The organism is Mucilaginibacter sp. GW821-FHT07G05 (genome assembly GCF_059418565.1).
Window position 1 is genome coordinate 45,011 of sequence record NZ_JBWKQC010000011.1, and the last position, 24,587, is coordinate 69,597.

The 24,587-nt window shown below is 43.1% G+C and carries 19 protein-coding genes; 8 read left to right on the forward strand and 11 right to left on the reverse strand.

Annotated elements, in window-relative coordinates; translation table 11 throughout:
• Positions 1 to 106: 106 nt before the first annotated feature.
• Entirely contained in the window at positions 107 to 1,972 is a 1,866-nt protein-coding gene (locus AC07NA_RS22615) for an AAA family ATPase (RefSeq protein ID WP_494899993.1), read from the reverse strand.
• A 167-nt stretch (positions 1,973 to 2,139) separates the two neighbouring features.
• Between AC07NA_RS22615 and AC07NA_RS22620 the strand changes: the two genes are divergently transcribed.
• Positions 2,140 to 4,098 carry a PAS domain-containing sensor histidine kinase gene (locus AC07NA_RS22620; RefSeq protein ID WP_494899995.1) on the forward strand — a complete coding sequence of 653 codons (1,959 nt, stop codon included), beginning with the start codon at positions 2,140 to 2,142 and terminating at the stop codon, positions 4,096 to 4,098.
• A 541-nt stretch (positions 4,099 to 4,639) separates the two neighbouring features.
• Here the strand turns inward: AC07NA_RS22620 and AC07NA_RS22625 are convergent.
• Positions 4,640 to 6,676 carry an ATP-binding protein gene (locus AC07NA_RS22625; RefSeq protein ID WP_494899997.1) on the reverse strand — a complete coding sequence of 679 codons (2,037 nt, stop codon included), beginning with the start codon at positions 6,674 to 6,676 and terminating at the stop codon, positions 4,640 to 4,642.
• A gap of 281 nt (positions 6,677 to 6,957) precedes the next feature.
• Between AC07NA_RS22625 and AC07NA_RS22630 the strand changes: the two genes are divergently transcribed.
• On the forward strand, positions 6,958 to 7,515 hold the full coding sequence (locus AC07NA_RS22630) for a hypothetical protein (RefSeq protein ID WP_494899999.1): 558 nt from the start codon (positions 6,958 to 6,960) through the stop codon (positions 7,513 to 7,515).
• Between the two features lie 47 nt (positions 7,516 to 7,562).
• Here AC07NA_RS22630 and AC07NA_RS22635 read toward each other — a convergent pair whose 3' ends face one another.
• The 6 genes from AC07NA_RS22635 to AC07NA_RS22660 form a co-directional block, all read right to left on the reverse strand.
• Complete coding sequence (locus AC07NA_RS22635) at positions 7,563 to 8,978, reverse strand: porin family protein (RefSeq protein WP_494900000.1); 1,416 nt, start codon at positions 8,976 to 8,978, stop codon at positions 7,563 to 7,565.
• On the reverse strand, positions 8,971 to 9,591 hold the full coding sequence (locus AC07NA_RS22640; RefSeq protein WP_494900002.1) for an RNA polymerase sigma factor: 621 nt from the start codon (positions 9,589 to 9,591) through the stop codon (positions 8,971 to 8,973). Before AC07NA_RS22640 ends, AC07NA_RS22635 begins: the two co-directional genes overlap by 8 nt.
• A gap of 3 nt (positions 9,592 to 9,594) precedes the next feature.
• Positions 9,595 to 10,044, reverse strand: a complete 450-nt coding sequence (locus AC07NA_RS22645) for a hypothetical protein (protein WP_494900004.1) — start codon at positions 10,042 to 10,044, stop codon at positions 9,595 to 9,597.
• A 66-nt stretch (positions 10,045 to 10,110) separates the two neighbouring features.
• Entirely contained in the window at positions 10,111 to 10,914 is an 804-nt protein-coding gene (gene mazG, locus AC07NA_RS22650; protein ID WP_494900006.1) for a nucleoside triphosphate pyrophosphohydrolase, read from the reverse strand.
• Positions 10,915 to 10,956: 42 nt separating this feature from the next.
• A complete protein-coding gene (mnmC2, locus tag AC07NA_RS22655) occupies positions 10,957 to 11,637 on the reverse strand; it encodes a tRNA (5-methylaminomethyl-2-thiouridine)(34)-methyltransferase MnmC2 (RefSeq protein WP_494900008.1) in 681 nt (226 codons plus the stop codon).
• A gap of 180 nt (positions 11,638 to 11,817) precedes the next feature.
• The gene (locus AC07NA_RS22660; RefSeq protein ID WP_494900010.1) at positions 11,818 to 13,227 is read right to left on the reverse strand and encodes a rhodanese-like domain-containing protein; all 1,410 of its coding nucleotides are present in this window, start codon (positions 13,225 to 13,227) and stop codon (positions 11,818 to 11,820) included.
• A gap of 475 nt (positions 13,228 to 13,702) precedes the next feature.
• On the opposite strand from AC07NA_RS22660, the gene AC07NA_RS22665 reads away from it, so the two are divergent.
• Positions 13,703 to 16,405 (forward strand): valine--tRNA ligase, encoded by a 2,703-nt coding sequence (locus AC07NA_RS22665; RefSeq protein WP_494900012.1) that lies wholly within the window; start codon positions 13,703 to 13,705, stop codon positions 16,403 to 16,405.
• An 81-nt stretch (positions 16,406 to 16,486) separates the two neighbouring features.
• Positions 16,487 to 18,286 carry an ATP-binding protein gene (locus AC07NA_RS22670; protein WP_345214239.1) on the forward strand — a complete coding sequence of 600 codons (1,800 nt, stop codon included), beginning with the start codon at positions 16,487 to 16,489 and terminating at the stop codon, positions 18,284 to 18,286.
• Here AC07NA_RS22670 and AC07NA_RS22675 read toward each other — a convergent pair whose 3' ends face one another.
• Complete coding sequence (locus tag AC07NA_RS22675; RefSeq protein ID WP_494900014.1) at positions 18,287 to 18,745, reverse strand: type I restriction enzyme HsdR N-terminal domain-containing protein; 459 nt, start codon at positions 18,743 to 18,745, stop codon at positions 18,287 to 18,289.
• A 113-nt stretch (positions 18,746 to 18,858) separates the two neighbouring features.
• On the opposite strand from AC07NA_RS22675, the gene holA reads away from it, so the two are divergent.
• A complete protein-coding gene (gene holA / locus AC07NA_RS22680; protein ID WP_345214241.1) occupies positions 18,859 to 19,881 on the forward strand; it encodes a DNA polymerase III subunit delta in 1,023 nt (340 codons plus the stop codon).
• 290 nt (positions 19,882 to 20,171) lie between these two features.
• On the opposite strand, the gene AC07NA_RS22685 is transcribed toward holA, so the two are convergent.
• The gene (locus AC07NA_RS22685; protein WP_494900016.1) at positions 20,172 to 21,392 is read right to left on the reverse strand and encodes an ABC transporter permease; all 1,221 of its coding nucleotides are present in this window, start codon (positions 21,390 to 21,392) and stop codon (positions 20,172 to 20,174) included.
• Positions 21,393 to 21,474: 82 nt separating this feature from the next.
• Here AC07NA_RS22685 and AC07NA_RS22690 point away from each other — a divergent pair, with 82 nt between their 5' ends.
• The 3 genes from AC07NA_RS22690 (at position 21,475) to AC07NA_RS22700 (ending at position 23,934) form a co-directional block, all read left to right on the forward strand.
• Entirely contained in the window at positions 21,475 to 22,719 is a 1,245-nt protein-coding gene (locus AC07NA_RS22690) for an exo-beta-N-acetylmuramidase NamZ family protein (protein WP_494900018.1), read from the forward strand.
• A 90-nt stretch (positions 22,720 to 22,809) separates the two neighbouring features.
• Positions 22,810 to 23,727 carry a methionyl-tRNA formyltransferase gene (fmt, locus tag AC07NA_RS22695; protein WP_494900020.1) on the forward strand — a complete coding sequence of 306 codons (918 nt, stop codon included), beginning with the start codon at positions 22,810 to 22,812 and terminating at the stop codon, positions 23,725 to 23,727.
• 30 nt (positions 23,728 to 23,757) lie between these two features.
• Positions 23,758 to 23,934 carry a hypothetical protein gene (locus tag AC07NA_RS22700; protein ID WP_494900022.1) on the forward strand — a complete coding sequence of 59 codons (177 nt, stop codon included), beginning with the start codon at positions 23,758 to 23,760 and terminating at the stop codon, positions 23,932 to 23,934.
• Here AC07NA_RS22700 and AC07NA_RS22705 read toward each other — a convergent pair.
• Complete coding sequence (locus tag AC07NA_RS22705) at positions 23,924 to 24,562, reverse strand: hypothetical protein (RefSeq protein WP_494900024.1); 639 nt, start codon at positions 24,560 to 24,562, stop codon at positions 23,924 to 23,926. The genes AC07NA_RS22700 and AC07NA_RS22705 overlap by 11 nt on opposite strands.
• Positions 24,563 to 24,587: the final 25 nt, after the last annotated feature.

Consider the following 24,587-nt stretch of genomic DNA (forward strand, 5'->3'; position numbering starts at 1 on the left):
TTTTGATGCTGTTAAAAACGGCAATTCCTGCAAAAGTAGAAGTAAATTTTTGTTCTTTACAGATGTAATAAAAAATACAAATCATTAAGAGATGTTTATAGCATCTTTAATTATAAGGTATTTCCTGAACTTTTTTGAACGTTTCAAGAATATCAATAGGGAGTAGCTTAATGTATATACTTAATGTTTTTGTTATTAAAGTATTCTTAATATTACCATTTCCATTGTGTTTTTTCCAAACATTTGGGTAAGCTGTGAAATATATTTCTTCCAAAGCTTCTTTTTTTGAAAGCATAAACCATTGTGGCAAGGTTATTATAGTCCTATTTATCAGTTCTACAGATATTTGCTTTAAATTTTGCTCATCTAATTTTTCGATAGGTATGGATTTTTCTTTAGATTCAATATTTACAACCTGCTCAATTTTTCCTATTGCATTCTCTAATTTTCCGATTACAGCATTTACGATATTCTGTAGTTTCTCACTGTCAAAATCTAAATAATTCGTATGGTCATCAACTTTGTTTAGGCCATAATATTCATTAAAATTTGGATGATTATCTTGGATAATAAATAACCCCCAAAGTAGAGGATCTAAAATATAATTCTCTATACAATGACGTTTCCCTCCTCCTAATAATTTTACTCTATCCGATTCATTATGCTTATTATCCCAATCAATTATTCCACAGGTAGATTTATTTCCTGAATCAGTCAGATCTTTAACGAGTCTATTCACATTTACCCATCCACTGCCCTTATCGCCCGAAGAAATAAAATGTAACGATATATCATTTTCTAATCTCAAGTCTTTTAACTTTTCATATATCCTTTCAAAAAAATATTTGTCGGTGCCAGATTCTACAAACACATCCTTTCTATGATTATAATAAATGCTTAAATTTTTCAACCCTACAGTAAGTGATTTAATAGCGATTGCTTTATCAGACCTTTTTAAAACACCATCATCCATAAGGAAAATAGAATCTTCTGGGGCTAATGCGACCGTTGTAGGAGAATGAGTTGTCATAATTAATTTTATCTCTTTCTTACCTAAAAAGTATTTCTCAAGAACATTTAAGAAGTACTTAACCATCGACGGGTGCAAAGTTGCATCAGGCTCATCAAACAGTATATATTCGGGAAGTATAGATTCAGGATAAGGATTTTCAGGGGTTTCACTTGCAAAATTATACATCGCAAATATGAGTGACATTATAACCTTTTCACCTGATGAAAGATCGGTAAATTCTATTCTTTCACCATTCTTTATTAAATGTATATCTAAATCTAAATTTGTTAATTCACCATCTAAGTCTGGCATTGATACTTTGTAATTTAATCCGGATTCAGCCATTAAATTATTAAATACAACCCAAGGCGGAGATTCAACACTTATAAGATATCTATAAAACTTATACTTATAAATATATTGCTTAAACAAGTCATTCAAATTTGACTGCAATAAGCCAGTATATCCGATTCTTTTATACACAAAGAAATCGTGAATGCCTATATCCTGTGGCTTTTTTTTGCTTTTTTTTATTACGTAATTGATATTGTCTATATGGACTTCATTTACGTTCGGTAAAGAAACTCCTGAATCAATAAACACATTCCCCAATCTGTTAAAAGCTTCATACACGAAATCGCGACTTAGTATATCGTTTTCACTTTCCCGTTCTCTAATATAATATTTTAGAAGTGCTAATTGTGTTTCATAATCCTTCATCTCAACTATATGCGGCTTCACTTGCATACGAGACTCAACATCTGGACTTACATTGAAAATATTCTTTCTTATATATCGATTGCCATTATCATCGGTTAAATAACAAGGATTACCAAAAGCAAGTTCACTTAGTAACTTTGATTTACCAGAACCATTCGCCCCTGTGATAACTACAAAGTCTGGCAATTGAATACCTTCATTTTTTTTCAGAATCTGGATCTCATCTATTATAAGTATCATAACGAATTTAATGTTTAGGTTGAGCTAATATAAATATATAGGTAATTATATGGCTTTTAATTGAATTATAGTATTAGTCAGAATTATAAGTACCTCTCTCCCAATGCTGGCAAACTTTTTGCACATGATGCAGTTAAAATAACTTTACTATTATTAACATTGCATTCATGAGCGAGCCTTCCTATTCCTTAAGTAACGAGCAACTTCTAAATGTTTTGGCCTTATACCAAAACGGAATAGCGATACATGTGGGTGAAGATAGTGTTATTGAATACGCCAACGACTCCATGATTGCTATTTGGGGCAAGGATAAAAGCGTGATTGGCAAGTCGCTTGAAGATGCCCTGCCCGAATTGAAAGGTCAACCGTTTATTGATCTGTTCAGAAAAGTGTGGAACGAGGGCATCACCATTTCGGGTACCGATACCCCTGCCGACTTGATTGTTGACGGTACTTTGCAAACCTATTATTTCGATTTTGAGTACCGCGCCATTAAAAACAACGAGGGCAAAACGTACTGCATACTACACACCGCTACCGATGTTAGCGCACGTTATTTAAGTCAGCAAAGGGAGCAAAACCTGGCCGAAGAAGTTTCGGCAATGAATGAAGAACTTTCTGCCTCAAACGAAGAACTGATAGCTACAAACGAGGAACTGATAGAATCGCAGCATCAGCAACAAAAGCTGTATCATGAACTGGTGGAGGGCGATGCCCGTTTCCGCAGTATGGTACGCCAGGCCCCGGTGGGCATGTGCATTATACGTGCCGATGACCTAATGATACAGGAAGTAAATAACGCCTACCTTGCTTTAGTAGGTAAAAAACGGGCTGAATTTGAGCACCAAACGATATGGGAGGTTGTACCTGAAGCCGCTGCATCGTACGCGCCGGTGATGAACAACGTTATTGCCACAGGCGTGCCTTTTGTTGCCAAAGAGCATTATGTAGCCCTTGTACGCAACGGACAGCCCGAGAATATATATATTGATTTTGTTTACGAACCCGTTAAATTGTACGATGGCAGCGTAACCGCCATAATGGTACTGGGCATTGATGTTACCGAAAAGGTAATAGCCCGCCTAAATATTGAAGAAGCGGAAGAACGCGGCAGACTGGCCGTTGAAGCCGCCGAAATTGGCACTTTTGACCTTAACCTGAAAAAGCGGATAATGATCACATCCGACAGGTTTAACGCCATATTCGGGTTTAGCGGACCTGTTAAATGGGAAACCTTTGCATCGGTGATCCACCCTGACGATAATACCGCCCGCCTGCTTGCGCACGATGAGGCTTATAAAACCGGCAAACTATTTTACGAGGCAAGGATAATCCATCCCGATGAATCCATTCACTGGATACGGGTACAGGGCAAGGTGTTTTTTGATGCCGATAACAAACCCGAAAGAATATTGGGCACCCTGCTGGACATTACGCAGGTGCACCGCTTAAACCAGCAGAAAGACGACTTCATCAGTATAGCCAGCCACGAACTTAAAACGCCTATCACCAGCCTCAAAGCATCGCTGCAACTGCTGGACAGGGTGAAGGATAACCCGACGAGTCCGCTGTTTAATAAACTAATAGATCAATCGAACCGGAGCATGCAAAAGATCAGTTCGCTGGTGGAAGACTTGCTGAATGTTAACCGCACCAACGAATCGCAATTACGACTGAAGAAAACCGTATTCAATGTGAATGACATGCTGGAGTCGTGCTGTAACGACATCCGCACGGTTGATAAATATAAACTGATTATCCAAGGCGATAAAGAAGCTAAAATGCATGCCGATGAACACGCTATTGACCAGGTAATGGTAAACCTGGTGAACAACGCCGTAAAGTATGCCCCCGATTCGCTGGAGATCTTCCTGATTGTAGAGAAGCTGGATGACTTTGTAAAGATCTCCGTTAAAGATAATGGCCCCGGCATTCCGCAGGACAAAATAGCCCGCCTCTTCGACCGCTATTACCAGGCCGAAAATTCAGGCTTCCAAAATGCCGGTCTGGGTCTGGGCCTGTACATCAGTGCCGAGATCATCAAGCGCCATGGCGGTAAAATTGGGGTTGATAGTGAATTTGGTAAGGGTAGTACGTTTTGGTTTACTGTGCCGGTTGCGGAATAGGTTGTTTCTTGCGTTTAACGAAGTCATTGTCCATAAAAACCGCGTCATTGCGAGGAACGAAGCAATCTCTACTTAGGATATGGTTGTGTTGTGATTAATGTTAGCCTGCTCTTGGGCGCAGTGCCCCATTACTTTTGAGCCCAAAAGTAACAAAAGGCTTGTCCAGCAAAAGGCTTCTTTGCCGCACATGGCCTCTGCGCTGCAAAACGTGCAGAACTTAGGGCTGGAACTTTTGCCCCGCTGCTCATATCCTCACCCACATGCAACAAGTTCCTATGCCCGCCTTTGCGCTCGTGGCCTTCACAGTTCTGCCCGCTTTCGCCCGAAGCTGTTTGCTGACGTATAAAGGCTGTCGCGAGTTTAGCATAGCGTAACTCGTGACTTAAGCATGGGGTAAGCTTTCAGCTTACCGACTCTACAGTAAAGCGGCGGGACGCCGCGGGATAGTCGTCACTCGGCCGGAGCCGTAGCGACTGCGGGTAATCCTTTTAAAAAGCACACTTATATGGGGTCAAGGATGACAGTGAAGAATATAACATCCTCATACACAAGGCAACTCTATATAAAACACCGTACCCACATTCGGGGTACTTTCGAACCAGATTTTGCCGTGATGTTTTTCTATTATCTTTTTGGAGATGGACAGGCCTAAGCCGAAAGGTTGCTCGCCGTTGGTACCTACCCGCTTGGCGGGGCTAAACATCTCGAAGATGCTATCCTTGTCCTTATCGGCTATGCCGATGCCGTTATCGGCTACGGATAGTATAATGTTCCTTTCATCTCCGGACAAGTGTATGCTCGTTTTGATAATGCCACCTGTATGGCTGAATTTAATGGCGTTTACAATGAGGTTATTGCATACGCGCCATATTTTTTCGTGGTTTATGTGGGTAACCAGCGGGGTATCGTCGGCATCAAAAATAATTTGCTGTTGTTTTTCGTTGGCTTTAAACTGAAGCAGCTCTACCGAATCGCGCAGTAATTCTTTCACGTCTATCTCTTGCGTTGCCATCACCTCGTTCTCATCTGCCAGGCCTGATTTTAGCAACTCGTTGATCATCTCCATGGAGTGGATCCCGGTAGATTCGATGAGTTGCAACAGGTGGCGGCTATCGTCCGAAAATTCGTCTTCATCCAACAGCATAGCAGCCAGTCCGGTGATGCCTGAGATGGGGTTACGCAAGTCGTGCGCCATTACGCGCATAATACGGATGTAATTGGTATTAGCCCGTTCCAGTTCGTTCACCGTTGTGTGCATCTGCTGGTTTTGCAGCTTCATCATAGTTTGGGTCTTCTTGCTATTATTTAGCGTGCGGCTAATCAATATAATGATCACCAAAAACAGCCCTACAATAATGAAAGTACCTATTAAAGAGATCTGTTTGATTTTATCCTGCTGCTTTAATGAAGAAAGCGCCTGCTGCTGGTGTATGGCATCCAGTTCGCGGTCAACATCGAGCTGATACAGCTTTGACGAACCCGCGGCTAATGAATCGCGCAGGCGTATGTAATTATCCTGTGCTATATAGGCTTCATTATACCGGCCGGTTTTAAACATATACAAAGCGTAAAGCCTATACCATTTAATATCCGATTCGGGATTGTCTTTGTAGAATTTGTTCAGCCTGCCGCGTGCTTCATCTAAAGCAGTTTTCGCTTCGGTAAGCTTATTTGTTTGAATATAAAAATCGGCCAGTTTATTGTAAGGCGGTATCAGCATGCCATCCACATCACGAATAGGCATTTTAGTGGCCATGTTGAGGTAATCATACGCCATACTGTTATCGCCACGCTTAAGGTGAAAGCCGCCGAGGTTATCGTATACCACCACACGTGCCGCGTTCAAATAAAACGTATCAATAAGCGCCATGCTGTCTATCTTGTTGATATAAGCGAGGTCTTTGTCATAATAATATTTGGCGCTATCGAGCATACCACCCTGTTCATAAGCCAAGCCAATATTATCTAAGGTAGATTGTCGCAGAAAAAAGCGTTTCTCGTGGGTGAGGTTATTATCACAGGCAATCAGTTGGTTATAACCTTCTACCAATGTGCGTGCAGCGGGTAAAAACTTTTTTTGGTTATAAAATATCCCGCCTATTTTTAACGAGAAGTTACCGTTATCACATTTGCCGTTTGCTTTTAATATCTGCCTGCCCTTATCGTAATAATGCAGCGACGCGTTGTACTTCTTTTTCATGATGCACACATCACCGCTGGTTTCCATTACCTTAACAAATTGCTCTGGGTATTGCTTTATTTTATCAGTATTGGCAAAAAAGATCATCCCGCTATCGGCATATAATTGCATTACTTCGGGTTGCAATGTATAGTGCAGGGCCATCAAGTAATAATAATCGCAAATAAGCGGATCGGCGATGTTTATACCGGGGCGCAGCTTCTTTAAAACAGCTATACCGCTATCGCCCCTGCCGGCAATGTATAAGCTATCGGCAACCTGTAATTGTTTTTTTACATAGGTTTCATCAGTAGCCTTATCCCGGTTCAGGCACGAAGAAAAAACAATAGCAAATATAATTTGAGAGTATAATATAATTACTCCGCGGGAAAACAACATTTACACAAAGGTTAAGTAGTTAAAATCGTTTGCTGATTATTTAAATATATGATATAATCTGCCAAATCTATCGAACTTTTTTCCCACCCTGTGAAATACTCTATTCTAAATAGGAGTAAAAAGTTGCTTAATTGTCAAAAAACTAATGTTTCACTATAATATGAGCAATAATTTGTGCGTGGCTTCTCAATAATGCACTTCACAATCATCAACATATTCTACATAGCATTGTACAGATAAAGCGTTATATTTAGCTGCCTTATAACCATATCAAACACATAATGACCGGTAAAACATCTATCCCTAAATTAATAGCAGCAGCCTTATTAATAATTTCAGTCGCTACAGTTAAAGCGCAAACCTTATTACGCCCGGGCGAAGCCTTAGTGGCAGGCGCGGTAAATCCGAACACTAACAAAACACCCATTTATTTTATTGATAGCGTACGTTTAAAGCCCGGCAAACAACGCATTTTCAGCAATGAAGAAGTTGCAGCGGTAACCATGTATAAAGATAGCATAGCCATAGCCAAAGCAGGCCCCGATGCTAAAGACGGCGTGATCTACGTGGAAACCCCGGCCTTTGTTAAGAAACGTTACACTGCCCTGTTTATAGCCAAAAACCCAAGCTATGCCAAACTTGCCGAAGGCTTTATTGACGAGGGAGATATTGAATACATACTCAACAACAATGTAGTTGAAGGTTCGCTTGAAGTTACCTTTGCCCCTATTACGGCGCAAAACTTAAAAAGTTTAAGAATAATAGGCAAAGATCAACTCGCCAAAGAGTTTGGTATTAAGGATAAGAAGTACGGGGTAGTAATCACCATTACAGAATAATAGGTTCTCCCGGAAACCCGGAAGAACCTATTTAATATACTGCTGTTTTATTTTCTTCTTGTTTGAAAGTTCAGCTTCAGGTTTACACCGCCCGCGCCGAAACGGATCTGCTGAGCGCCTAAACCGGCCAGCGGGTATTTAACAAATGGCTCTATTACCAACCTGTTGCTTTTACCCAGCGGATAACCTATACCAAAGGCGAAATTGAGCGTTTTGGCGAAATAAAAGTTATTGAAGCTTTTATTGATATTCTCATTTTCGGTTTGATTATTGGCGTAGCTGAACGGGGCCGAATAGCTGAAACGATAGTTATAACTCTCGTTAATAAACGTTCCCGAACTTACACCTGCCGAAATGTAGGTATCGCTCTTGCTTGGGTTAAACTCATATTTCAGGTTCAACGGAATATCCAAGCCAACCAATGAAGCGTTATAATCTTTAAACTCCGGCGGTGCCGTTATACCACTGAACGATTGCTCACGTACCGCGGTTGCCATCAGTGAGGCCTGCGCCGCTACCTTGGGTATCTCGGTACCATAACTCATAGAGTTTTGGGCGATAGATACACCGGTAGAAAACCTGAGTTTTTTGGTCAGTTTAAAGTCGGACGTTAAGCCTGCGCCAACATTCACCTGGTTATCGCTGCCTTTGGCATAGTTAACATAGGTACCGGCATATACACCGAAGTGTACCAGTTTATCTTCGTTTTTACTATCCGCAGCTTTTTTGGTATTGCTGGCCATGGCACGCTGTTCCCTCTCGAACAGTTTTTCAATAGCCGATTTTTCGGGCTCTTGTTTAACCGCAGGTTGGGTGGTAACTACAGGCTGTTGTTTTGCAGCAGGCTGATCGTTTACCGTGGGTTGCTGTGTAGCAATGGTTGCTGTATTTACCTGTGGTTGCTGCGTAACGGCATATACCGGCTGTGCTTTAGCATTACTAATAATAGCGGCGCTATCTGTTCCGGCTGTTGCCGTGGTTTTAGCGCTTGCAATAGCTTCGCGCAAATCAGCGGTTTGGCTATCTGTCGCATTTGGCTGCACAGGGCTCACATAAGGTCGCTGACCTAATGCTGGGGCTGCCGGCCTGAAAGCCTGTTTAACCCGCGTTTCGCCACCTGTTGATGCTAATAGATCATTGCCGGTAGCAGGTACTTGCTTAATAACAGGTTTTATACTATCTTCAATTTTGTTAGGCTGCTGAGCAGGTTTTACCGGTTTAACAGCGTAATTATTGGTTTCGGTATTGGCTCCGTCAAAACGGATCCAAAGACCAAGCCCTAAAACAAGCAGGAACACCGCGGCTGCAGAAGCCCACCACAGCCATGCAGTACCGCGATGTTTTGACTGTTCAGGAAATTTTTCCCTGAGCAGCATCCAGCCTTCATCAGCTGAGTCGTCTTCGTAGTTATCGAAAACCTCGCTAATGCGTCTCTTTAAGTCGTCATCAAGCTGATCACTCATAGCTTTGTTCCTCCGTACTTAAAATTTTTCTTAACCGTTCTTTCGCCCTGCTTAAATAAACACGCGAAGAGCTTACCGGTATATCCAACATCGTTGCAATCTCATCATGATTATATCCATCTATTTCGTACAGGTTAAAAATGGTTGACTGTATGGCAGGCAACTCATTTAAAAGCTTTAAAATGTCCTGCGCGTTAAGGGTGCCTACAACGCTGGCGTTGTACCCAATTTGCGGCGCGTCATCTATATCTGTATTCAGCTGAAACTTTAAACCCTTGCGGCGCTGGTCAATAGCGGTATTAACCACCACTGTACGCAGCCACGCCTTAAAGGGTTTATCTTCATTATAGGTGTGTATGTTGTTAAACACTTTTATAAAGGCATCGTTCACCGCCTCCAATGCATCATCGCGGTTAATGCTGTACCTCAAACCAACACCCATAGCATACCCATAGTACTGTTTGTAAAGTACTTCCTGGTATTTTAAGCTGCCTTTTTTACATTGACTGACGATTTCGCTCTCAGTAATGCTTTTGGTTTGATGCATTAAACGCTCCTGGTGCCTGGTGATGTGACTATCCTTATTAGGTAAGGTAAAGGTAAGAAAAGACACGTTTTAGTTTGCCGTTTTTTTCAAATCGTATTGATAACTAAGGGTATCGGAGTAACTGCGCACCATTTGCAGTATATCCCCGTCATAGTAAAAACGATATACGCCTACCAGGTGCTTCTTTTTTGAAGTATCGGTTTCCGAGTAGGTAACATCGTTAAACTGAATGTAATAATCGTTGTTAGAGTAAGTGCCATGGCTGCCGGCATGTTTAGTAGTATCACCAACTACTTTATAGCCGCTGTCGGCTTTCATGTTCAACTTAAAAGTGGTGGTTCTGACAATGGTATCGAAACCAGGACCGGTTGCTTTTTTACGGATCACTCTAAATTGCCCGCCAAATTTGCCGGACGGTACAGGGGCTGGGGTATTTTCTTTTGTTTTAAGACATCCGGTTAAAATGCCTCCTAAAATTAAAGCTACCAACGGGGCCACATAAATCAAGTTCTTTTTCATTTCCTAAGCTTTTTTTAACCCGTACGCAGGTCGGTTACAAAACGCTACAGCAGAAAATAAAAAAACTTATAATTTTTTTGCTTCGTCCCAAAACACATCCATTTCGGCCAGCGTCATGTCGTGCAGTTGCTTGCCGTTTTCGCGTGCCTTGGTTTCAAGATATTGAAAACGTTTGATGAATTTACGGTTGGTTTTCTCCAGCGCGTTCTCGGGATTGATGTTGATAAACCGTGCATAGTTGATGAGCGAGAACAGCAGATCGCCAAACTCGCCTTCGGCCTTATCCTGGTCTATCGGTGTGTCGGTTTCGGTATTAAACTCGTTTTTAAACTCCTGCATCTCCTCTTCCACCTTGGCCCAAACCTGGCTTTTCTCTTCCCAATCGAAGCCCACGCCACGGGCCTTCTCCTGTATGCGGGCAGCCTTCACCAGTGCGGGTAACGAGGCAGGTACGCCACCTAATACCGATTTATTGCCTTCTTTCAGTTTAATTTGCTCCCAGTTGCGTTTTACGTCGGCTTCGTCGTTCACCTCGGTGTCGCTGTAAATATGCGGGTGACGGTTGATCAGTTTATCGCAGATGCCGTTCAGCACATCAGTTATAGTGAACTCGTTGGTTTCTGAAGCAATTTTAGCGTAGAAAACGAGGTGCAGCATAATATCGCCCAGTTCCTTTTTTATTTCCTGTGTATCGTTGCCCAGCACCGCGTCAGATAATTCGTAGGTTTCTTCGATGGTGAGGTGGCGCAGGGTTTCCATAGTTTGCTTTTTATCCCATGGGCAATTAGCACGCAGATCGTCCATAATGGCCAATAAACGCTCGAACGAAGAAGCAGGGGTATACGCGGTAACAGGAGGAACTAATGGCATAAAGCTGTTTTTTGGTAAAAATAATAATTTAAAGCAGGTGTGTTACAGGTTTTTTGTAGCACGCAGCATCTCGCGTTTGCCGGGTGCCCCGGGTGCTTTCTCTACCTTTAAACCTAACGCTTTTATGGCACGCTTAAGGTTGCCGGTAATGGCGTAAGTAACAAACACACCACCGGGTTTTAAAAAACTTAACGTATGTGCAATGGCGGTATCATCCCACATTTCAGGCTGATGTATGGCGGCAAAGGCATCAAAATAAATTACATCATAAAGCTTGGTCGATTTAAAATCTTCTAATTTGCAATGGGCTATTTGCAGCTTGCAGTAATCGTTTAACCCCACCTCGGTTGTAAGCGAATCGTTGTATCTATTTAAAAAACTTTCCCAAAGAGCGCCGGTAGCGTATTGCTCATAACCCGTTTGGCTGATCATTTCGGGTGTTAAGGGATAGGCTTCTATGCCTGTATAATTGAGCGAGAGTTGTTTGCCGCTGCAAAAATCGGCGCTTAATAAAAAATTCAATCCAGTCCCGAACCCCACTTCCAATACTGATACCTCATCGACTTCTTTATCAGCCAAAAAATACCGTAAGCCCGAATTTAAAAACACATGCTGACTCTCTTGCAGTGCCCCATGTTTAGAGTGGTAGTTTTCGCCCACCTGCGCGTTGTATATGGTATTCGACCCATCGGCAGTAGGTACTATTTTCAGGGGGTCAGTCATGGTTGGGGTAGATGATTGTTTTGAATGTTAGTTTGACTTTTAGAAAGCCTTGAATGGCATATTTTCACAAGCTGTCATTCTGAACGTAGTGAAGAATCTTCTTCGCGATACAAGTTGGTGATAGATGCTTCGTTCCTCAGCATGACAGTAAAAAACACCTACTTCAATAATTGATATCCTTTACTTTTTCACAGCAAACCCATTGATCCGCTCACTTAAATCGAACACCGGTACTTCAGTAATTGCACCCTCTATAATGCTGCTGCCTGCTGCGGAGCGGTAACCGGCCGCGCAGTGTACTACTATCGGTTTACCTGTAGGTATCTCGTTTAGCCTGTCGCGAAGTTCGGGCAGCGGGATGGGAATAGCGTTTTTAAACAGTTTGCCTTTGGCTATTTCGCTGTGGTTACGTACATCAATGATGGTGTAGTTATCGGGATTGTCCTTAAAATCCTCAAAATTCAGCTCGGGTGAAGTTTGTGTTTGGCCGTCAACATTGTTGAGCGCCGCTTTGATGTTTTTCTCGTAGCCAATTTTAGCGGCTTTCTTTACAGCGATGTCTAAAGCTTCGCGGTCGGTACCTATCAGGTAAAACTGTTCATCGGCATTTAATATCGAACCTAACCATGTTTCAAATTTTTCGCCATCCTGTAGATTAATAGCGCCTTTGATGTGCCCTTGTGCAAAATCCTTTTTAGTGCGGTTATCAATTACCAGCGCGCCTTTTTCAATAGTGGCGGTGTGCGTAATAGCTTCAACACCAGCGTTAAAGGCGCTTGCACCGGTCTTGTTGGTTTCCACATCAAAGCCAAAATAGCGGGGCACAAAAGGCTGATCGGCAATTAGCAGGTTCACAAATTTCAGCTCGTCCATCAGTTGCAAGGCATAGTTTTCGCGCAGTTCGCGGCCTATGGTGCTTTGCAGATCGGGACTCATATTTTTACCGCATAACGAGCCGGGGCCGTGGGCGGGGTAAACCACTACGTCGGTAGTCAGCTTCATCAGCTTTTCGCGGGTGGAGTGGTACATTTGTTTGGCCAGTTCTTCTTTTTTGGCGGTAACGTTGCCAGCCGTTTCACGCAGATCCGGGCGACCAACATCGCCTACAAACAGCGTATCACCGGTAAATATGGTGGTATCCCTGCCGTTCTCATCCTCTACCAAAATACAGATTGAATCGGGCGAATGGCCGGGGGTGTTAATGGCTTTCAGTTTGATATCGACCAGGCTGATCACGTCGCCGTCATCAAACGTTTCGTGCGGATAATCAACATGGGCAACCTTGCTCACGTAAATAGTAGCACCGGTTGTCTGGTGAATCTCCAGATGCGAACTCACAAAATCGGCATGCAGGTGCGTTTCAATAACACCCACAATATCAGCTTCGTGCAGGGTTGCAAGATCGTAATACGGCTGCGGGTCGCGCGCCGGGTCTATCACTATCATTTTGCCGGCACGTATCACCGCGTACGATGCGTGGGCCAGTCCTTTGTCGTAAAATTGATTGATGAACATAATATTGGCGGCAAAGATAAGTGTTTGCCCCGAGTTGGCTAAGTCTGCATAGTCAATTAGGCGGTTCAATAACATTTTTACATTCGTCCCATAAAAAACGAGGCCAATACAATTGTATCGGCCTCGTTTTAACGAACTTGTATTAAGAAAATTTATACTATGCCCAGCCCGCCGCAGTATTGCCGGGTATTAGTTTAACGGGCCCGGATATTTTTAGCGGTTAAACCAGTTGATCAGAAATTCTAATCGCGACCGTTTCAAAAGGTCGTGTAATAATCTGTTTACGGACAATACTTTCATAATGCGTTGCAATTAATTACCATACTATAACTTTTATTTTGCCGGATTATTGTGTTGTGTGGGTTGTATGTTGAGAGTTGTAAGTTGTATGGAGATTAGTGAGTAGGTTGATGAACTGATTTGCTTGCATGCAACAGGCTATACCAAAAATAAACAATGACCAAATGCCCCAATGACCAAAGAAATGACTAATGACGTAATGACCAATGCAATGACCGACTAATGAAATGATTTATTATTTTTGCGGCTTATGAGTATTTCTAAAAAATATCAGCCCGCAGAGTTTGAAGATAAATGGTATAGCTACTGGCTGGAGCAAAAGTTTTTTGCTTCGGTACCTGATGAACGCGAACCTTATACAATTGTAATACCACCGCCAAACGTAACCGGGGTACTGCATATGGGCCACATGTTGAACAATACCATACAGGATGTACTCATCCGTCGTGCCCGCATGAAAGGCAAAAATGCCTGCTGGGTACCCGGAACAGATCATGCCAGCATTGCTACCGAAGCCAAAGTAGTAGCCATGCTGAAAGAGAAAGGCATCAGCAAAAAAGACCTTACCCGTACCGAGTTCCTGGAACACGCTTACGACTGGAAAAATAAATACGGCGGCATCATACTGGAGCAGCTTAAAAAGTTAGGCGCCTCATGCGATTGGGACCGTACCGCCTTCACCATGGATCCGCACATGAGCGAAGCTGTGATAGATACTTTTATCCACCTGTATAAAAAAGGCTGGATATACCGCGGCGTACGCATGGTAAACTGGGATCCCCAGGGCAAAACCGCCGTATCCGACGAAGAAGTTATCCGCAAAGAAGTTAACCAGAAGCTGTATTATGTCAAGTATCAAGTAGTAGATGCTGCTGAGTCCGGAAGTCCGGAAGACGGGAAGTCCGAAAGTAGTGTAGATACTCACAACTCACAACTCGCAACTCACAACTACCTAACCATCGCTACCACGCGCCCGGAAACCATTATGGCGGATAGCGCGATTTGTGTTAACCCTAACGATGAGCGTTATTTCCATTTGCGTGGCAAAAGCGTTTATGTGCCGCTAATTGGCAGGGTTATACCTGTAATACAGGACGAATATGTGGCTATGGACTTCGGTACAGGCTGCCTGAAAGTTACCCCTGCGCATGATTTGAATGACTATGAGCTGGGCATCAAACACAAGCTGCCGGTTATAGATATTTTAAACGACGACGGTACGCTGAACGAAAAAGCGCAGATACTGGTTGGTGAAGACCGCTTCATTGCCCGTAAAAAAATAGCTGTGCTGTTGGAAGAAGCCGGTAATTTAGAGAAAACAGAAGATTACAAATCGCAAATAGGATTTTCGGAACGTACCGATGCCGCTATTGAGCCCAAACTATCCATGCAATGGTTTTGCAAAATGGAAGAGATGGCCAAACCTGCGCTGGATTACGTACTGAATGGCGAGATAAAACTGATCCCCGAGAAATTTATCAATACCTATCGCCACTGGATGGAGAACGTTAGGGATTGGAATATCAGTCGCCAGTTATGGTGGGGGCAACAAATACCTGCCTGGTACCTGCCGAACGGCGATTTTGTGGTAGCCAAAACAGTAGAGGAAGCACTGGAAGAAGCCAAAAAGCTTTCTGCCGACAACGCTCAACTAACCGCGGCCGATCTTACACAAGAGGAAGACGTGGTTGATACCTGGTTCTCTTCATGGTTATGGCCAATATCGGTATTCAATGGTATTGCCGAGCCTGATAATGCCGAGATCAATTATTACTACCCAACAAACGACCTGGTAACCGCTCCTGAAATTCTTTTCTTTTGGGTAGCGAGAATGATCATGGCCGGGCACGAGTGGCGCGGCGAGGTTCCGTTCAAAAACGTTTACCTTACCGGTATTGTACGCGATAAGCTGGGCCGTAAAATGTCGAAATCGTTAGGTAACTCGCCCGATCCTTTAGACCTGATCACCAAATACGGCGCTGATGGTGTACGTGTTGGTATGCTGTTATCATCACCTGCCGGTAATGATATTATGTTCGATGAAAAGGACTGCGTACAGGGTTCAAGCTTCGGTAACAAAATTTGGAACGCTTTTTTACTGGTTAAAGGCTGGGAAGTTGACGATAGCTTGGAAGGAAAAAATAAAATTGCTATCACCTGGTTCGAAAACCGTTTTAACCAGGCACTTGCCGAAATAGAGGACGACTTTGCTCAATACAGGTTATCAGAAGCCTTAATGGCCACTTATAAGCTCGTTTGGGACGATTTCTGTGCCTGGTATCTCGAAATGATAAAGCCTGTGTACCAGCAGCCGATAGATAGGGAGACATATACCCACACTATCCGTTTCTTCGAGAACTTGTTAAAGGTGTTACATCCGTTCACCCCTTTTATTACAGAAGAGCTTTGGCATGATGAACTGTTCGGAACACGCGATTCAAAAGATTGTATTATCGTGGCGCAAATGCCAACCTTTGGGCAAATAAATACACAGCTACTTGCCGATGTTGAAACGGTAAAATTAGTTGTTACTCAAATCAGGAATATTCGTAGTAATAATAAACTATCACCAAAAGAGGCGTTACCGCTGTCGGTAAAAATAAATTCGGCTATTGATTATAATGCTTACGCAGGCATTATCACCAAGCTTGGTAACATCAGCGAGTTTACCATTATTGACGAAAAGCTGGAAGGCGCGAACGCATTTTTAGCACAAACAGACGAGTTTTTTATTCCGCTGAACGAAACTGTAGATGTTGCCGCCGAAAAGGAACGCCTGGAAAAAGAGAAAGCATATCTTATCGGTTTCCTGAAATCTGTTGATGCTAAACTGAATAACGAGCGCTTCGTACAGAACGCGAAACCCGAAATTATAGAAAACGAAAGAAAGAAAAAGGCTGATGCCGAGGCCAAATTAGCCATCATTGTGGCGAGGCTTGCATCTTTTGGCTAATTAATTGTAGCTACTATGGTTGGTATCATGCTTTAAATATGCTGAATATTTAAAGCATGATATGTTACCACGGTTACATTAATGAGCAAAAAAGCGTCCTTTTATAATTTTTCACTTAGCCCTATACTTAACGATGGTCAGTCGATTATTGACCAGGCTAAGGTTCGCCTGCTGTACTACGGTTTACTTTTAGTTTCCGTTGCACTGGGTGCCCTGTTTTTCAATGTATATCTTCAACATCAAATAATACTCACTTACACATTAGGCATAATGCTTACCTGTGTATTGCTGCTATTTAAGGCCATTACCTACAATCCCCGCTGGAAGGTAGTATCCGTTGCCTTGCTTACTTTAGGCACAGTAGTGAACCTGGTTGATGTTTATGTTACCCTGCAAAACGTAAACGTAATTACCATCCAGGTGATCATTTTGGTGATCGTTTTCTCCTTTTATATGCTGGGGCAACGCTGGGGGATCTTTTATTCGCTGGCTAACGTGCTGCCTATACTGGCTTTTTTAATATGGCGGTTTGAAAACAGTTACGTTATCGGCTTAAAGCCCGAAAACGTAGATCAGTCTACCGTGATCATCAGCATTTTCGCCAATTTCGTGCTTATCATTTTTATACACAGCCATTTTTATAATGCCTTTGTATCAAACATACAGCAGCTAAAAGATACAAGCAGGCTGCAAAGCGGGCTTAACGCCAAGCTTGAGTGGGCTATTGAAAAGGCCGAAAAATCATCACAGGCCAAGTCGGAGTTCCTGTCTATCATGTCGCACGAAATTCGTACGCCGCTCAACGCGGTTATCGGTATGAGTAATTTACTGCTGATGAACAACCCGCGTAACGATCAGCAGGAGAACCTCGATATCCTGAAGTTTTCGGCGAATAACCTGCTGGCCATTGTTAACGATGTGCTTGATTTTAACAAGATAGAATCGGGCATGGTGGTGTTTGAAAATACCCGCTTTAACCTGAACGAACTAATGCACAGCATTTGCGGCGGCCTCATTATTAAGGCCGGCGAAAAAGGCCTCATCTTCAAGCTGGATATCGACAATAAACTACAAGACAGGAGCTTTTTGGGTGACCCTACCCGCATCACCCAAATTATATTTAACCTGGTGAGTAACGCCATTAAGTTTACTCCCGAAGGCTGTATTTGGGTACGCGTGAGTTGTGCGGAGGATAAGCAAGGCTCGGTGATGGTCAATTTTTCGGTACGTGATACCGGTATAGGTATCGACAAGAAGAACCTGGAGATGATCTTTGAACCATTCGCTCAGGAGTCGGTTACTACTACACGCCAGTACGGCGGCACCGGTTTAGGCCTGGCCATTGTAAAGCGCTTGCTTGAATTACAAGGCTTGCAAATGAATGTGGTAAGTAAGTTAGGTATCGGGTCGGAGTTTTCGTTTAATATGGAGTTCCCGGTATCAACCGAGGTAGAGGCCGTGGCCGATGAGGTGAAGCCCACCTTTCAAACACACGACGACCTGAGCAACCTGCAAATATTGATAGCCGAAGACAACGTGGTTAACGTAATGCTGATGAAAAAGCTGCTGGCTAAGTGGAAAATAACACCCACCATTGCCGAAAACGGCGAACGCGCCATACAAATGCTGCAATACAGTAATTACGATATTATATTAATGGACCTGCAAATGCCCGTGCTTAACGGCTTCGATGCAGCTGTAGAGATCCGTAAGTTGCCTGATACTAAAAAGGCCAATATCCCTATTATCGCGCTTACGGCTTCGGCACTGTTTGATATTAAGCAAAAGGTTTTCAGTTCGGGCATGAACGATTATGTTTCCAAACCATTTAAGCCTGAGGAACTGTTCGAGAAGATCCAAAACCTGATCAGCCTCGCTTAGTTACAATGATCTATAATCGGGCAGATCTTCAATAAACCGGTAGGTGCACGCTACATGATCGATACTGCAATAATAGTGTTGCAGGCCATTGGTAACAGCCAGTAAGGCCACCTTATGCGTCATGTTATAACGGGCTATCTGGTCGAACACCTTCTGATCTATTGTTATCGACGGCGCTTTGCATTCCACCATCAGTATCCTTTCGCCCTGCGGGTTAAATATGACGATATCGGTACGCTTGGGCATGCCGTTCACCCGCAAGCCACCTTCGAGCCTTATCAATGTTTTTGGATAATTTTTTTGGCGGATGAGGTACTGTACAAAATGCTGCCGCACCCATTCTTCGGGCGTAATGATGATGGTGCGTTTGCGTATCTCATCAAACAGGGTAAGCTGCCCGTTATTGTCGGTAATTTTAAAAGGGTAAGGCGGTAATGCCAGCGGCTGCAACAGATCCATCAAAACTTAATTCAAACCTCAAAAGTAAAAAGTAAATGGCATAAGCCGCTATTTGTTCAAAAAGAAGTTGAGCCTTTACCATTTTGAATTTTTACTTTTGAAATGAAAAGTATATGACGGCAGCTGATATTATAAAAGACCTTAAGAACCGCAAGTATAAACCCCTTTACCTGTTACATGGCGAAGAACCGTATTATATTGACCTGGTAAGTAATTTTGTAGAGCATAAGCTGCTGCCCGAAGCCGAACGCGGCTTTAACCAAACCGTATTTTACGGTAAGGATACTGATATGATGACCGTACTGAACGCCTCAAAACGTTTCCCGATGATGGCCGACTACCAGGTAGTGTTGGTAAAGGAAGCCCAGGAAATGAAATGGGGTAAAGATGACGACGATAAAAAAGGGATTAACCCGCTGCTGGCCTACCTCGAAAAACCGTTGCCAAGTACCATCCTTGTTTTTTGCTATAAATACGGGAAATTTGATAAGCGCAAAAAAACATATAAGGCCATTGAAAAGCAGGGACTGGTGTTTGAATCGTCGCCATTGTATGATAATAAGATCCCCGGTTGGATAGAAGGTTTTTTTAGCGAGCGTGGCTACAAAATAGGCCCGCAGGCATCGGCCATGCTGTCGGAATACCTGGGTAACGACCTTTCTAAAATTGCCAATGAGCTGGAAAAGTTGATGCTTAACGTAACCATTGGGCAGGAGATCACCATGAAGGATATTCATGATAACATTGGTATCAGCAAGGAGTACAACGTATTCGAGCTGCAATCGGCCCTGGCCCGTAAAGATGTGGTAAAGGCCAACCAGATCATCAATTATTTTGAGGCCAACCAAAAGGCCAACCCCATAGTGTTACTCTTCGGCAACCTCAATAACTATTTTACCAAAGTGCTGGTTTATCATTACGTAAAAGATAAATCGCAGCAAAATGTAGCCAAGGAACTTGGCGTTAGTCCGTTTTTTGTGAAAGATTATGAGCAGGCCGCACGCAGCTATAATTTAGGCAAAACCGTGCAGATCATCAGCCTGCTGCGCGAGTACGACCTGAAAAGCAAAGGCGTAGAATCAACCCTCGGCCCCGGCGAACTAATGAAGGAACTGATGTTTAAGATATTGCATTAAGCTGGTCGTCAGTGGTCCTTCTTACTGATAAGATTCCCCCTATGTCATTGCGAGGGACGAAGCAATCTTTAAGCTATACAGAGCGGATTTACAAGAGTAGAGATTGTTTCGTTCCAATGGCGTGAGGGGAAAAACTGTCATTCTGAACGTTTGAAGAATCTTCTTCGATATACTTATCTCCGATAGATGCTTCGTTCCTCAGCATGACAGTGGAGAGTGGGTGTGAGCCACCGTCATTTTTGTTTCAGCTTTGACAAATTTAAAAAGTTGTCAAAGCTATACCTGCCAAGTTACTTAAACCTGATCGCCTTAACCGGCGAAACCTTACTTACAAGCGTTGACGGAATGATCAGCACCAGTAAACAAATAAGCAGCGTACCCAGGTTAAGCACAACCACTTCAAACCAGCCTATTTGTACAGGTACAAAATTCATGTAGTAAGATGCAGGATCGAGGGTGAAGAAGTGCGTTTTATCTTGGAACCAGCCTAAACCCAATCCGAATACATTGCCCAAAAACAGCCCTACCCCTATCAGGTATGAGGCATTGTATAAAAATATTTTGCGGATGTTCCAGTTGCTGGCACCAAGTGCTTTAAACATGCCTATCATGGCCGTACGTTCCAGTATCATAATCAGCAGGGCCGATATCATATTGATCACCGCAACTACCAGCATCAGTATCAACATTACCTGGGCGTTTACATCCAGCAGACCAAGCCATTCAAAAATGGTTGGATACAGCTCCATTATAGTGTACGATTTTAGCGTGGGCGGCATATTGGCTTCCAGAATATCGGTAGCGCGGTCAATTTGATCTATATCGCCTATTTTTACCTCATAGCCGCCAATTTGGTTTTCGTCCCAGTTATTTAAACGCCTTATTACCGATAGGTTTCCTACCACAAAGTTGCGGTCAACCTCATCTACCCCTGCACTAAAAATGCCGCATATAGTGAAAGGGCGCTTTTTTAAAGGCTCCTGTACAAAGTACATGATAAACTTATCGCCCACTTTTAAACGTAACCTATCCGCCGTATGGCGCGATATCATGATCTGTTTTTGGGCAGCCGCCGAATCGGTAAAGTCGATCACCTTACCTGATAGCAATGCTTTTTGAAAGAAAGAAAAATCGTAATTCTTATCAACCCCCTTTAGCACCACGCCCTCAATTTCATCGTTGGCGCGAATGATGCCCGGCTTGGTGGCAAAGGGCATTACCTTTTTAATGAGGTTATTTTTCAGGGTGCGGGCTACAAAATCGTCGTCGGCCTTAAAAGGTGAAATTTCGTAGGAGTTATTGGAGTCGAAATTAACCACCTGCATATCGCCCGAAAACCCGCGAACTTTTACGCTGATCTCTTGTTTAAAGCCTTGTACTACCGCGAGTGATAATATCATTACGCCCAGGCCAAGCATAATACCAATAATGGCAATGCGCACAATCAGTTTGGAGAATGTACGTTTTGACTTAAACGTTATACGACCTGCTATAAATGACGAAAAACTCAACGCAAAAATGATTTTGTGTACCTTCGCAAATATGCGGTTTTAACGTTAATTATGATGATTTAAATTGCACGGAGAACCTATTATGTTGTATATAAACGCTTTTTTACGGTTGGCTACCTTTTCTTTTGTATTAGGCAGCAACACCTGCAGCCAGCCCCTGCCGGCTGCTCCATCAAAAAAGACCGACACGGTTGCTGTTAACAGCACTGCCGAAAAAACAATAATTCCGGGTGCCGACAGAACCGAACTTTACCTGAAAGATCTGAAGGGAAAAAACATCGGTATGGTGGTTAACCCTACTTCCATCATCGGTAAAAACAAAACCACAACGGTGGATAGCTTGCTGAAGCTGGGTATCGGTATTAAAAAGATCTTCGGCCCTGAGCATGGTTTCCGAGGGAATGCAAGTAACGGCGCTACCATAGGCGATGAAACGGATGCCGCGACCGGCCTGCCTGTAACATCATTATATGGCAAACATTACAAACCTACGCCCGAAGACCTTAAAGGCCTCAACCTGCTGATATTTGATATACAGGATGTAGGCACGCGTTTTTACACTTATATATCAACGCTGCACTATGTAATGGAAGCCTGTGCCGAAAACAATATTGAGCTAATAGTCTTTGATCGCCCGAATCCTAACGGCTTTACAATTGATGGCCCTATATTGGATACTGCCTTCCGCTCGTTTGTGGGTATGCACCCTATCCCTATTACCCACGGAATGACGATTGGCGAATACGCGCAGATGATCAACGGCGAACGTTGGCTAAAAAAAGGCGTGCAGTGTAAGCTGAAGGTGATCAAGGTGGTTAATTACGATCATCAATCGAGCTATGTACTACCTGTTAACCCCTCACCTAACTTAAATTCGGCACAGTCTATCTTGCTGTATCCAAGCATTTGTTTGTTTGAAGGCACAGTGCTTAGTCTGGGTCGTGGCACCATGACTCCCTTTGTAATGGTTGGGCACCCGCTGTTGAAAGACAAGTATAAATTCTCCTTCACCCCGGTAAGCATCCCCGGCATGAGCGAAAACCCTCCTCAGAAAGGGAATACCTGTTACGGTATTGATTTTCGTAATTACGATGCCTCCATATTTAAAACTACGGGCAAACTTAACCTTACCTGGCTAATTGATTTTTATAAGGCTTTTCCTGATAAGAAAGTGTATTTTAATGCGTATTTTAGAAAGCTTGCCGGAACCGACAAACTTGAAGAACAAATAAAGCAGGGCAAAACCGAGGATGAAATAAGACAGACCTGGGAGCCCGGTTTAAGTAAATTTAAAGTAACGCGCGCTAAGTACCTGCTTTATCAGTAGTGTGTAAAATGCGGGGCCGTTAAGCAAACATTTACTATTGATCTTTATTTTTACAAAAAGCATCCACCTACAAGAAAAACATCGCATAATATGAGAATAGTGTTCATGGGCACCCCGCAGTTCGCAGTAGCATCGTTAGATGAACTGATACAGCATGGCAGTAATATTGTTGCCGTGGTAACCGCGCCCGACAAACCCGCCGGCCGGGGACAAAAAGTAACTGAAAGTGCCGTAAAACAATATGCCGTAGCCAATGGCATAAAAATTTTACAACCCGAAAAACTGAAAAGCCCTGAGTTTTTAGAACAACTGAAAGCCCTCAATGCCGATTTGCAGGTGGTTGTAGCCTTCCGGATGCTGCCCGAGGTGGTTTGGAGCATGCCGCATAAAGGCACTATTAATTTACATGCCTCACTGTTACCGCAATACCGCGGCGCCGCCCCCATTAACTGGGTGCTGATAAACGGCGAAAAGGAAAGCGGCGCTACTACCTTCTTTTTAAAACACGAAATTGATACAGGTGATATTTTATTTACCGAAAAGATAACCCTTACCGGCAGCGAAACCGCCGGTGAACTGCATGACCGTCTGATGAACAAAGGCGCTGGTCTACTGGTGAAAACGGTAAAGGCTATTGAAAGCGGCCGTTACCACGAACATCCGCAGGCACAAATAGCGGTAGATACTGAGTTAAAACACGCCCCGAAACTCACCAAAGAAACCGGCATTATCGACTGGACACAGCCTGCTATCAGCATTTACAATCTTATACGCGGCTTAAGTCCGGCGCCATCTGCATCAACTACGCTGAATGGCAAAAACCTTAAAATATACATAGCCGAATACCAGGAAACTGAACCCGCCATACAACCCGGCGGCTTTTTAACCGACAATAAAACCTACCTAAAATTCGCCGCCAAAGATGGCTTTGTGATACTGAAGGATGTACAATTAGAAGGTAAAAAACGGATGGGTATAGAAGAATTTTTGAGGGGTGTAAAGCTGTAAGGGTTTTAGCTAAAGGTTATTTATGCATGTATGAGTAATTCTGTAAAAACTGAAGGTTTCCACTGGGATGCTCTGTCGGCAGAGCAACAAAAAGAGTTATTGGATGCTTACGAAGAAAGTGATGACGACAGCAATCTTATATCTTTCAATATCTTTAAGTTGAAATATAAAGAATGGCCTATTGTACACCCCACTCCTATTTCTTAACCAACTTTTCCTGATATTTATTAGCCAGTTGCTTGGTATGGCGCAACACTTTACCGGCTTTCTTTTCAACTACGACTATGCCTTTATTTTGCGCAATCCCGGCATCTTCATATTTTTCAATTTCGGGGAGCGAAACCACCAGTTGCAATAAGGTATACGAATCATCAATAGAGGTGTCCTGATGCTCGATGGCATTGATAAGCGATTGAAAACGCTTTGTTTTATCGGTGTACCCGGATTGGCTCTGTTTTATAATGGCGAGCATTTTTTGCCTCAACAAAGTATCTGATATTTGTTTTGTAGCATCAACGGCTGATGTATAGTATTCATCTACCTTTTTGTAATATACTTTGAACTTTTGGATCGTGTCGGCTTTAGCTTTTTTAAACCCGGCCAATTCGTCTTCAAATTTACTTAACGAGCTATCCTTCCCGGCGATATCTCTGTATATTTCCGTCATCAGGTTGGAATCTGAAACTCTTTTACTAATAAACACATCCGAAGATTCGTCTTTTAGCGCCGCCGGTATATTTTCAACATCGGTGCTATCTGCTGCTTTTTGTTTACTGTTACACGCCAGGCAAACTACCAGTATCAGAAGTATAATTAATTGTGACAGGTTTTTCATGCCTAAATATAGCATTACAAAACTT

Coding starts and splice junctions, on each gene's coding strand:
- AC07NA_RS22630 (WP_494899999.1), top strand. CDS start 6,958: ATGACCGGTAAAACATCTATCCCTAAATTAATAGCAGCAGCCTTATTA.
- AC07NA_RS22665 (WP_494900012.1), top strand. CDS start 13,703: ATGAGTATTTCTAAAAAATATCAGCCCGCAGAGTTTGAAGATAAATGG.
- AC07NA_RS22615 (WP_494899993.1), bottom strand. CDS start 1,972: ATGATACTTATAATAGATGAGATCCAGATTCTGAAAAAAAATGAAGGT.
- fmt (WP_494900020.1), top strand. CDS start 22,810: ATGAGAATAGTGTTCATGGGCACCCCGCAGTTCGCAGTAGCATCGTTA.
- AC07NA_RS22635 (WP_494900000.1), bottom strand. CDS start 8,978: ATGAGTGATCAGCTTGATGACGACTTAAAGAGACGCATTAGCGAGGTT.
- mnmC2 (WP_494900008.1), bottom strand. CDS start 11,637: ATGACTGACCCCCTGAAAATAGTACCTACTGCCGATGGGTCGAATACC.
- AC07NA_RS22700 (WP_494900022.1), top strand. CDS start 23,758: ATGAGTAATTCTGTAAAAACTGAAGGTTTCCACTGGGATGCTCTGTCG.
- AC07NA_RS22660 (WP_494900010.1), bottom strand. CDS start 13,227: ATGTTATTGAACCGCCTAATTGACTATGCAGACTTAGCCAACTCGGGG.
- AC07NA_RS22645 (WP_494900004.1), bottom strand. CDS start 10,044: ATGAAAAAGAACTTGATTTATGTGGCCCCGTTGGTAGCTTTAATTTTA.
- AC07NA_RS22625 (WP_494899997.1), bottom strand. CDS start 6,676: ATGTTGTTTTCCCGCGGAGTAATTATATTATACTCTCAAATTATATTT.
- AC07NA_RS22620 (WP_494899995.1), top strand. CDS start 2,140: ATGAGCGAGCCTTCCTATTCCTTAAGTAACGAGCAACTTCTAAATGTT.
- AC07NA_RS22670 (WP_345214239.1), top strand. CDS start 16,487: ATGAGCAAAAAAGCGTCCTTTTATAATTTTTCACTTAGCCCTATACTT.
- AC07NA_RS22690 (WP_494900018.1), top strand. CDS start 21,475: ATGTTGTATATAAACGCTTTTTTACGGTTGGCTACCTTTTCTTTTGTA.
- holA (WP_345214241.1), top strand. CDS start 18,859: ATGACGGCAGCTGATATTATAAAAGACCTTAAGAACCGCAAGTATAAA.
- AC07NA_RS22705 (WP_494900024.1), bottom strand. CDS start 24,562: ATGAAAAACCTGTCACAATTAATTATACTTCTGATACTGGTAGTTTGC.
- mazG (WP_494900006.1), bottom strand. CDS start 10,914: ATGCCATTAGTTCCTCCTGTTACCGCGTATACCCCTGCTTCTTCGTTC.
- AC07NA_RS22675 (WP_494900014.1), bottom strand. CDS start 18,745: ATGGATCTGTTGCAGCCGCTGGCATTACCGCCTTACCCTTTTAAAATT.